Source organism: Clostridium saudiense, assembly GCF_000577815.1.
In the GTDB taxonomy this organism is placed as follows: Bacteria; Bacillota; Clostridia; order Clostridiales; family Clostridiaceae; genus Clostridium; species Clostridium saudiense.
In genome coordinates, this window is sequence record NZ_CBYM010000060.1 from 1 (window position 1) to 10960 (window position 10960).

Genomic DNA, 10960 nt, shown 5'->3' on the forward strand with positions numbered 1-10960 from the left:
GACCTCTGGTGTACCAGTTGTTCCGCCAGGAGCATGGCTGGGTAGCTAAGTCGGGAAGGGATAAACGCTGAAAGCATCTAAGCGTGAAGCCTCCCTCAAGATGAGATTTCCCATAGCATAAGCTAGTAAGACCCCTTGAAGAACACAAGGTTGATAGGTCAGAGGTGTAAGTGCGGTAACGTATTTAGCTGACTGATACTAATAGGTCGAGGGCTTGACCAAAATATAAAAAATAATTCATATGCAATTTTCAGAGAATAAATTCTCTTAGAATAATCCGCGATAGCTCAATGGTGGAGCATTCGGCTGTTAACCGACAGGTTGGAGGTTCGAGTCCTCTTCGCGGAGCCAGATAAAGCTAGAAGCAATTCTAGCTTTATTTTTTTATACAAGCAGATGAAAGATATCTAAATTTATCATATAATTGAGTAAAATAAAGAAGAATTAATTTAATATTAATAAGGGGTAAAAAAACATGGATGTTATAATTATTGGAGCAGGTAAGGTTGGATACACCTTAGCTAAATTTCTTTCTAAAGAGGAGGATAATATAACTGTAATTGATAATAATATTGATGCACTAAATTCTATAATTGAAAAATTAGATATAATGGGTATAAAGGGAAATGGAACAAGTTTAAAAATACTTCATGAAGCTGGTATAAGTAAAGCAGATTTAGTTATATCAGTTACTGGTAGTGATGAAGTAAATATGCTTTGTTCGTTAGCTGCTAAAAAATTAGGTGCTAAATATACTATAGCAAGAGTAAGAGCACCACAGTATTCTGAAGAGATATTAATGCTTAAAGACGAACTAGGAATTGATTTAGTAATAAATCCAGAAAAAGAGGCTGCTTTAGAAATAGCAAAATTAATAAAATTCCCATCTGTTAGAAGTGTAGATACATTTGCAAAAGGGAAAGTTGATTTAGTAGGATTTACAATACTTGAAGGCGATGGATTAGATGGTGAGGCCATACAAGATATAAAATATTTAAAGGATTCTATATTAATTTCTGGTATAGAAAGAGATGGAGAAATACATATACCAAGTGGTGATTTTGTTTTACATAAGAATGATAAGTTATATGTAATAGGTGAACATAAAAAAATTGAAGTCTTTTTCAAAAGATTAGGTAAATTCCAAGATAGAATAAAAAATCCACTAATAATAGGTGGAGGAAGAATTACACATTATCTAGTAAATATAATAGATAGTTTACGAGTAACTTCTAAAATAATTGAATTAGATTTAGATAAATGTATTGAATTAAATGAAACTTTACCAGAAGCAATTGTTATAAATGGAGATGGTACTGATCATGAATTATTATTATCAGAAAATCTACAAGAAGCAGATGCTTTTATTGCTTTAACAGGTAGAGATGAAGAAAATGTATTAACATCTTTATTTGCAATTAATAATAATGTGAAAAATGTCATAACTAAAGTTACTAGATTTAATTACAATGTAATAGCTAAAAATGTAGGAATAGATACTATAATAAGTCCTAAAGCTATAACTGCAAATAAAATATTAAAATATATACGTTTCTTAAAGAATAAAAAGAAATGCTGCATAGAAAATATTTATAAGATATTTGATGAGCAAGCTGAGGCCATTGAGTTTTTAGTTAGAGAAGATGTAAAATTCTTAAATAGAAAATTAAAAGATATAAATATAATTAATGATATAATTATTGCTACTATAGTTAGAAATGATAAGATAATCATTCCATCTGGTGATGATAAAATTGAACTTGGAGATAGAGTAATAATAATAACTAAAAGAGATAAACTTGTTGATATTAATGATATAGTAGTGAGGGGGAATAAATAATGAATTTTCCTGCTATATTAAATATATTAGGACATGTAATAAAATATGAACTGTTATTATTATTAATACCGTTTGCTGTAGCACTTTTTTATGGGCAAGGGGATGCTAGTGCTTTTTTGTATACAATATTAATAATGCTTCCTATATCAATAATTCTTACAAGAGTAAAAGGGAAGAAAAAAGAGATATATGCTAAAGAAGGATTTTTAACAGTTGGATTAGCATGGATAGTAATTTCATTCTTTGGAGCATTACCTTTTGTATTTAATGGTGCTATTCCATCATTTATAGATGCATTTTTTGAAACATCATCTGGATTCACAACAACAGGAGCATCTATATTAACAGAGATTCAATCTTTACCAAAAGGAATATTGTTTTGGAGAAGTTTTACTCACTGGGTTGGAGGAATGGGATTCCTTATATTTATATTAGCTTTAATGCCATCTTTTGGTGGAAATACGATACATTTATTAAAGGCAGAGAGTCCAGGACCTACTCCAGGTAAAATAGTACCTAAAATTAAGCAAACTGCAAAAATATTATATGCTATTTACTTTGTATTAACAGTTATAGAAACTATATTTTTAAAATTTGCAGGTATGTCATGGTATGATGCAATTATACATGCTTTAGGTACAGCTGGAACAGGTGGTTTTTCTAATATGAATGCAAGCGTTGCTGCATTTAATAATCCAACAGTAGATTGGATTATAACAATATTTATGCTTTTATTTGGTGTGAATTTTGTTTTATATTTCCAATTAATCAGAGGGAATTTTAAAGCATTCTTCAAGAGTGAAGAATTAAAGTGGTATTTAATTGCTGTTTTTGGAGCAATTGCTATTATAGCAGTTAACATAATACCTTTTAATAATGGGGATGTAACTAGATCAATAAGAGATTCAGCATTCCAAGTAGCATCTGTAGTAACAACAACAGGGTATGCAACAGCAGACTTTAATTTATGGCCAACTCTTAGTAAAATGATTTTGGTAATGCTAATGTTTATGGGAGCAATGGCTGGGTCTACAGGTGGAGGAATTAAAACTGTAAGAATAGTAATAATTATTAAAGCTATAAGAAGAGAAATTGATAAGATATTACATCCAAGAAGAGTTAAAAGTGTAAAGATAGACGGAAATGTAGTTGAAGAAGAAACTATATCAGGGGTATTTATATTTATATTCGCGTATATAGTTATTGCACTTATAGCTATATTTATAATTTCTTTTGATAACTTTGATGTTACTACTACAGTGACATCTGTAATAGCGACTTTAAGTAATATAGGGCCAGGACTTGAAATGGTAGGTCCTACAGGAAACTATGCAGCTTTTTCAGATTTAAGTAAGATAGTATTATCATTTTGTATGCTTGCTGGAAGGCTTGAGATATATCCTATGCTTATATTATTTAGCCCTTCACTTTGGAAAAAAAGATACTAATATTTGCCTCTGGGGTCAATCCAAAAAATGGATTGACCCCAGAGGCATTTTAATAATAATATATAAAGTATATAATTAATAATATCGAAAGGGAGGAATGTTTTATGTTATCTCGCGAAGTTGCACAAAAGGTGCTTGGAAGATGTTTAATAACTGGTGGGGATTTTGCTGAAATATTTGAAGAAGATAGTTTAGATAATTCAATTAGTATATTAAATGGAAAGGTTGAAAATTCTATAGGAGGAAGAGCTTATGGAATTGGAATTAGAATATTTAAGGGCTTAAAGAGTGTATATGCATATACAAATAACAATAGTTTAACTTCACTTTTAAATGTTGCTCAAAAGGCTGCAATGGCATTAGGTGAATTAAAAGAAGAAAAGATGATAGTTCTTAATGAAAGAGAAAATATAAATTTAAATCCTATAATTATAACTCCATCATCAATAGAACTTAATAAGAAAATTGGCGTAATGAAGATAGCATATGATGCTGCTAAGAATTATCATAGTGAAATAGTTCAAGTTGGAGTAGGTTATGCTGATAAAGAGCAACATATATTAATTGCTAATACAGAAGGATTATATACAGAGGATAAGAGAACAAGAACAAGACTAACTGTAAACGCTATAGCATCTGCTAATGGGGAAAATCAAACTGGTTTTGAAGGGCCGGGAAGACATATGGGATTTGAAATGTTTAATGAAGTAGACCCAGAGTACTATGGAAGAGAAGCAGCTAAGCAAGCATATACTATGTTATATGCTAAAAATTGTCCTGCAGGTAGAATGACAGTTGCAATAGATAATGGATTTGGAGGAGTTATTTTCCATGAGGCTTGTGGACATTCACTAGAAGCTACATCTGTAGCAAAAGGAAATTCTGTATTTACAGGAATGTTAGGAAAGCAAATAGCGTCTACAAAGGTAACTGCAATAGATGATGGAACTATTCCAAATGCATGGGGATCTTTAAATATAGATGATGAAGGTAATAAGACTCAAAAAAATATTCTTATTGAAAATGGAATTTTAAAATCTTATATGATTGATAAATTAAATGGACGTAGAATGGGAATGGCACCGACAGGAAGTGGAAGAAGACAAAGTTATAAATATGCACCTACATCAAGAATGACTAATACTTATATTGCAAATGGAGATGATAATCCAGAAGATATAATTAAGTCTATAAGCGACGGATTATATGCTAAGAAAATGGGTGGAGGTTCAGTTAATCCAGTTACTGGTGAATTTAACTTTGCAGTTTCAGAAGGATATTTGGTTAAAAATGGTGTTATTCAGGAGCCTGTTAGAGGAGCTAGCTTAATTGGTAAGGGTAGTGATATTTTAATGGATATAGATATGGTTGGTAATAATATGGCCAAAGGACAAGGAATGTGTGGATCTTCATCTGGAAGTATAGCAGTTAATGTTGGTCAGCCAATGATTAGAGTAAAAGAAATAACAGTAGGTGGAAGATAGGAGGGGAGATTATGGAATTAGAATTATTTGTTGATAGTTTATTTAAGAAAGCTAGTGAAGCTGGATTTTCTGAATATGAAGTATATTACGTGGATAGAGAAAGTTTAGGAATCAGTGTTTATAAAGAGGAAGTAGAAAAGTATAATTTAAACAATTCAGCAGGATTATCATTTAGAGGTAAATTAGGTGATAGAATTGGGTATTCATATACTGAGATATTAGATGAAGATGCTATAGATATGCTTGTAAAAAAAGCAAAGGAAAATGTTTCAGCAATTGAAAATAATGATATTCAATTTATATATGAAGGTGATAAAGAGTATAAGAAAATTAGTACTTATTATGAAGCTTTAGAAAATTTAGCACCAGATAAATTGATTAATATTGCAATCAATATGGAAAAGGAAGCTAAGAAGTATTGTGATAAAGTTGAAAGCTTTAGTGGATGTGCAATATCATATAGTTCAGGAAAGTATGGAATAATTAATTCTAAAGGATTAAATCTAAAAAATAAATCAAATTTATTAACAGCTTATGTTGTTCCAATAGTAAAAGATGGAGAAAATATGTATGATGGCTGTGGATATGTTGTTGCTAAATCATTAGATGAAATTGATCCTGCCAAAATAGCAAAAATGGGGGTTGATGAAGCATTAAGTAAGATTGGTGCAACTTCAATTCCAGCAAGCAATTACAAAGTTATTATAAATAATGAAGCAATGGTATCACTTTTATCAACATTTGCAGGAATATTTAGTGGGGATGCAGTTCAAAAAGGGTTAAGTCTTTTAAAAGGAAAAGAAGGAGAAATAATAGCTTCTGATATAGTCAATTTAGTTGATGATCCACATTTAAAAGATGGTTTAGCATCAGTTGCATTTGATGATGAAGGTGTAGCTACAGTAAAAACTTACTTAATACAAGATGGAAAGTTAAACACTTTACTTCATAACTTAAAGACTGCTAATAAAGCTGGGGTAAAATCAACTGGTAATGGATTTAAAGCATCATATGCTTCACCTATATCAGTATCTCCAACAAATTTCTATATTGAACCAGGAGTTAATTCTTTAGAGGAAATGACTAAGAAAATTGATAAAGGATTAATAATTACAGATCTTGCAGGGTTACATTCAGGTGCAAATTCTATAACTGGAGATTTTTCTTTAGCTGCAAAAGGTTTTTATATAGAAAACGGAGTTAAAACTCATCCAGTAGAACAAATAACAGTGGCAGGAAATTTCTTTACTTTATTAACTGATATAGAAGAAGTAGGCAATGATTTAAAGTTCCCTATGAGTAGTGTAGGTAGTCCAAGTATTATGATAAAGGAGCTTTCCATTGCAGGAGAGGGGTCAAAGAATGAATAAATATGACTTGGTTATAATTGGAGCAGGTGCATCAGGATTATCTGCTGGAATAAGTGCATTAAAATCTGGCATTAAGGATGTTTTAATTTTAGAAAAGGAAGATGTATTAGGTGGTAATTTAAATTTATTTATTGATAATGGATTTGGTGAATATTATTTAAATAAAACTGTTACTGGTCCAGAACTTGGAAGTATTTTAATAAGAGATTATAAAGCTTTAGAAGGAAAATATAAACTAAATACAAGGGTTTTAGAAATTAATAGAGATAAAGTTATTACTTATGTAAATCCAGAAGAAGGAATTCAAGAAATAGAAGCAAAAGCAATAATATTAGCAGCTGGATGTAGAGAAAAATATACGGGTAATATATTAATTCCTATTCATAAGTTTACTGGAATATTTACTACTGGTTCTGCACATAGATTAGTTAATTATAATGGTTATTTACCAGGAAAAGAAATAATTATTTCAGGAAATGATCTATGGACTCTTATTGTGGCAAGAAGATTAGTAATAGAAGGTGCTAATGTAAAAGGAATAGTTACAGAAAGAAAGTGTTTTAATAGAGATGAACTAGATATAATTAATGGATTTAATATTCCTATAATATATCAAAGTGAAGTTATTGATATTGAAGGAATTGAGAGAATTAATTTAGCAAGGATTAAAAATGTTTATAATGAAGAAATTACTTCTATTGATTGTGATTCATTGATTTTATCAGTAGGATATTTACCAGATAGTGACTTTATAAAGAAAATGAGCATTATGATGGATGGAAGTTATATAAAAAATAAAAACAACCTTACATCGGTTGAAGGCATATTTGTATGTGGAACTATGGAAAAGGGTATAGATGTATTGTCAAATAGTGGTGAAAATGGGTTAAAGGTTGGAAAGCAAGCAGCAGAATACTTAGAAGAGTTGAGATTGAATAGTTAATAGTTAAGAGTTAAGGTAGAAGCTCCTTAGGGAGTTTCTATAAGTATTTATCTAAATTCAGCTTAAGCTGAATTTAGTCCTTAACTTGTCACTTAAAATTTGATATCTTATTATAGTTATTTTATTATAGATTGAAGCTGATATTATTGTTACTTTACAAATTATTAATTTAATTAGTTAAGTTTAATTTCAGCTGTTTTTACTAGTAAGTCTTGACCTTTAGGACTAAGGTGAATACCATCAACGTATAGTTCTTCATGTTCACTAGCATTTATTGTAGCAGAATAAAAATCAACATAGTTTAGTGAGTATTTATTACATAAATTAAGTAAAGCTTCTTTTAAAAGTGGTAAACTATCTTGGCAGTAATCATAAGTATCGCATTTCATAAAAAGTTTATTTGCTAAATTTGGTATTATATTTGGGGGAAATCCTATAATTACATTTATATTTTCTTTTAATGAATCCTTAATCATTAATTCAATATTATTAGCAATAGATTGGACACTTCTGTTAGAAAGTAAATCATTTGTACCGCCCATAATAAATAAATCAGTAGGATTCAAATCAAGCACATCTTTTTGAAATCTAACAAGCATATCGGTAGTGGTACTGCCATTTACACCTTTGTTATATAAAGATAAATTATATTTAGTCTGTAATTTATAAACCCAATTATCTTTAGGCTTCACTCCGTAACCATAAATTAAACTATCTCCTAGAAATACATATTTTTTCATAAGTAAATGACCTCCTTTAAAATAATTTATTAAAGCAATTTTTACAAATAAGAGTTTTGCCTTTATCAGCAGTAACAAAATTATTTTCTTTTAAAATACAATTGCAAATAGAACATTTCTTTGTTGAAGATAACTTCTCTTTTGAAGAAGATGAGTTATTTAATTTGCTTTTATTCTTTGGAATTTCAGTAGATTTTATTGATTTTTTTAATGAAGAATATAATCTTTTTTCATCACATATATCTTTTTCTATAATTGAATATGAGATTGAAAATGTACTTTCACCAAAAAGCTCTAGTTCAAATCTTGGGTTCTCTTTATCATAAAATTCTTCAACTATTATTCTACGAATTTGAGCATCATTGACTATAAGTCCACTTTTCTCGATTCCATCAAATATACTTTTAGTTATATTTGCAGTATCAGGATGACGCTTTTCACTTTTATAATAAACTTTTAATACTGCTATAAGTGATTCTTCTAATATTATTTCTGGATTTTGACTTCTTGCATAATAAGCTATTTCTTCTTCATAAAGAGCATATTTATCGTGAGATTTTCCAGTATTGTAAGGTAAAATAGCTCTACCATCTTTATTATGTAATTTGAAATTTGATTTAGTAATAGGCGACCCTAAAACTATTACTTTTGCATAAGGTTTCATATATAATTCTCCTAAAATTTCTTAGAGTAAAGTGTATATAATATAAAAGATGTTAATAATTATTAATGGATAATTGAAATGAAAAATAATTATTAAAAAATCCTTAAAAATCCATAAAAAGAAATAAAAAATAATGAATATTTTTTTTGAAAAGTATATAATACTCATTAGTATTAAATCTACAAATAAGTATTTATTATATTTCAACTATACATGAGAGAATTTATATTAACAAGTAATAATTTGATTATGTAATACGATTACGATATAATACAGATTGGTATTATTCAGTAAATAAAGAAGAGGTAAAAATAGATGGAAGATAAATATATTTTAGCTATAGAATCAAGTTGTGATGAAACTTCAGCAGCAGTTGTAGTAAACGGAAGGGAAGTACTGTCAAATGTAATTGCTTCACAAATAAGCACACATGAAAAGTATGGGGGAGTAGTTCCTGAAGTTGCTTCAAGAATGCATATAGAAGCTGTTAGTGGAGTTGTTGAAGAAGCTTTACTAGAGGCTAATATTACTTTAGATAAAATTGATGCAATTGGTGTTACATATGGACCAGGATTAGTTGGAGCCTTATTAGTTGGCTTACAATTTGCAAAGGGGTTAGCATTTTCAAGCAAGAAGCCTTTAGTAGGAGTAAATCATATTGAAGGGCATATTTGCGCAAATTACATACAACATAAAGACTTAAAACCACCTTTTGTTTCTTTAGTAGTTTCAGGTGGGCATACTTTTATAGTTCATGTTAAAGATTATGGAAAGTATGAAGTAATAGGTCAAACAAGAGATGATGCAGCAGGTGAAGCATATGATAAGGTTGCAAGAGCTTTAGGACTTGGATATCCAGGTGGGCCTAAAATTGATAAATTAGCAAAGGAAGGAAATCCAAAGGCAATAGTATTCCCTAAGGCTAATTTCCATGAAGAAACATTAGATTTTTCATTTAGTGGTGTAAAATCTGCAGTACTTAATTATTTAAATAAATGTAAAATGCAAAATATTGAAGTTAATAAGGCTGATGTTGCAGCATCATTCCAACAAGCAGTAGTTGATGTATTAAAGGATAATGTTTTATTAACATGTAAAAAGAAAAATGTAAAAACTATTGCAATTGCTGGTGGAGTTGCTTCTAATTCAACATTAAGAGAAACACTAACTAATGCTGCTTCAAAGAGAGGAATAGAGGTTTTATTCCCAGCTCCAATTTTATGTACAGATAATGCAGCCATGATAGGAAGTGCAGCTTATTTTAATTTTATTAATGGTAAAATTAGCGATTTAAATTTAAATGCTAAACCAAATTTAAAATTGTAATTATGTAGATTTAAGTATACGATTTGTAGAGGGATGCATATACTTAAAAAACTTAAATATATTTATAAAAAAATATAAGTTAAGGATGTATGGGGAGAGAAAGCAATGAATTTTTTACCGTATTCAAATGGGGTACGTAAAGTAAGTATGAAAAAGCATAGGAGTCCTAAAGAAAAATTTAAAATTGTAGTTATTACAATAGTTGCTATTTTAATTATTGGGATTGTTACTCAAAATATAGTTGACTTTATCGATGGGGAAAGATTAAAGAAAAGAGTAAATTATACTACAGTAGATGAATTAAGAATGGATTATAGAATTGAAGGGGAAGGTAGCTATACTATTATTTTTGATGGTGATATTGGAACTACTTTAGAAGAATGGACATCTATTGTAGAAGAGTTAAAAGAAAATGATAGTATTAGGACTTTTGTTTATAACAGACAGGGATATGGATATAGTGATATATCATCATCAGGAAGAACGCCAGAAGAGCAAGCTAGAGATTTAAAGATATTATTAAGAAAAGCTGGACTTTCTGGACCATATATCATTGTAGGTGAAGGGTATGGCTCTTTGGTATTAACAAGTTTTGCAGAGCAATTTAAAGATTCGGTTGCAGCGGCAATAATGATTGATCCTATTAATGAAGAGGTTATTCAAACGAAAGAGTATAAACAAAGTCAGATATTAACTAAAATACGAAGAAGTATTGAAAAGATAGGTTCAAAATGTGGACTTACAATGTTATTAGATAAATTAAATTTAGATATTAATTTAGAGGATTATGAATCAGGACTTTTAGATAAGAATAAAGATGAATTTTTAACTTTAAGAACTAAATCAAAGTATACCACTGCGGTTTATAATGAGCTTAAAAATATATTAAATGGTACAAGCCATAGTCAAGTTGATGGAATATTTTCTGATATACCATATTATTTATTGACTAGAGATGAAAATGATCCACTAAAGAGCTTAGGAAGTGAAGAATTAACTGATGTACATGTAACTAGCTGTGAAAAAGACTATTTACCATTAAATGATAAAGATAATGTTTTGTTGGCTATAAGACAAACAGCTAAAAAACTACAAGAAATTGAAACAGCAAATAAAGCAAATAATAAAAAATAAAGCTAAAAACT

General features: G+C 29.3%; 9 protein-coding genes, 1 tRNA gene and 1 rRNA gene. 9 read left to right on the forward strand and 2 right to left on the reverse strand.

All coding sequences use genetic code 11. The features are described from left to right. The 7 genes from TY07_RS16195 to TY07_RS16225 form a co-directional block, all read left to right on the forward strand. Window positions 1–222 (forward strand): 23S ribosomal RNA (locus TY07_RS16195); the annotation flags it as partial. 54 nt (window positions 223–276) lie between these two features. Beyond that, window positions 277–351 (forward strand) — tRNA-Asn (locus TY07_RS16200). Between the two features lie 124 nt (window positions 352–475). Continuing rightward, the gene (gene trkA, locus TY07_RS16205) at window positions 476–1840 is read left to right on the forward strand and encodes a Trk system potassium transporter TrkA (RefSeq protein WP_042402623.1); all 1365 of its coding nucleotides are present in this window, start codon (window positions 476–478) and stop codon (window positions 1838–1840) included. Further along, entirely contained in the window at window positions 1840–3288 is a 1449-nt protein-coding gene (locus TY07_RS16210; RefSeq protein ID WP_042402626.1) for a TrkH family potassium uptake protein, read from the forward strand. The genes trkA and TY07_RS16210 overlap by 1 nt, the downstream gene beginning before the upstream one ends. Before the next feature lie 104 nt (window positions 3289–3392). Then, window positions 3393–4772, forward strand: a complete 1380-nt coding sequence (locus tag TY07_RS16215) for a TldD/PmbA family protein (RefSeq protein ID WP_042402630.1) — start codon at window positions 3393–3395, stop codon at window positions 4770–4772. Window positions 4773–4783: 11 nt separating this feature from the next. After that, window positions 4784–6142 carry a TldD/PmbA family protein gene (locus TY07_RS16220; protein WP_042402633.1) on the forward strand — a complete coding sequence of 453 codons (1359 nt, stop codon included), beginning with the start codon at window positions 4784–4786 and terminating at the stop codon, window positions 6140–6142. After that, complete coding sequence (locus TY07_RS16225) at window positions 6135–7085, forward strand: NAD(P)/FAD-dependent oxidoreductase (protein ID WP_042402636.1); 951 nt, start codon at window positions 6135–6137, stop codon at window positions 7083–7085. The genes TY07_RS16220 and TY07_RS16225 overlap by 8 nt, the downstream gene beginning before the upstream one ends. Window positions 7086–7258: 173 nt before the next feature. Here the strand turns inward: TY07_RS16225 and TY07_RS16230 are convergent, their stop codons facing one another. Both TY07_RS16230 and TY07_RS16235 read right to left on the reverse strand, forming a co-directional pair. Then, window positions 7259–7825 carry a GDSL-type esterase/lipase family protein gene (locus TY07_RS16230; protein ID WP_042402640.1) on the reverse strand — a complete coding sequence of 189 codons (567 nt, stop codon included), beginning with the start codon at window positions 7823–7825 and terminating at the stop codon, window positions 7259–7261. Window positions 7826–7841: 16 nt separating this feature from the next. Next, the gene (locus TY07_RS16235; protein ID WP_042402643.1) at window positions 7842–8489 is read right to left on the reverse strand and encodes a RusA family crossover junction endodeoxyribonuclease; all 648 of its coding nucleotides are present in this window, start codon (window positions 8487–8489) and stop codon (window positions 7842–7844) included. A 315-nt stretch (window positions 8490–8804) separates the two neighbouring features. Between TY07_RS16235 and tsaD the strand changes: the two genes are divergently transcribed. Next, window positions 8805–9815, forward strand: coding sequence for a tRNA (adenosine(37)-N6)-threonylcarbamoyltransferase complex transferase subunit TsaD (tsaD, locus tag TY07_RS16240; RefSeq protein WP_042402646.1), 1011 nt, complete (start codon window positions 8805–8807; stop codon window positions 9813–9815). Window positions 9816–9920: 105 nt separating this feature from the next. Continuing rightward, window positions 9921–10949, forward strand: a complete 1029-nt coding sequence (locus TY07_RS16245) for an alpha/beta fold hydrolase (protein ID WP_042402649.1) — start codon at window positions 9921–9923, stop codon at window positions 10947–10949. The last annotated feature ends 11 nt before the right edge of the window (window positions 10950–10960 follow it).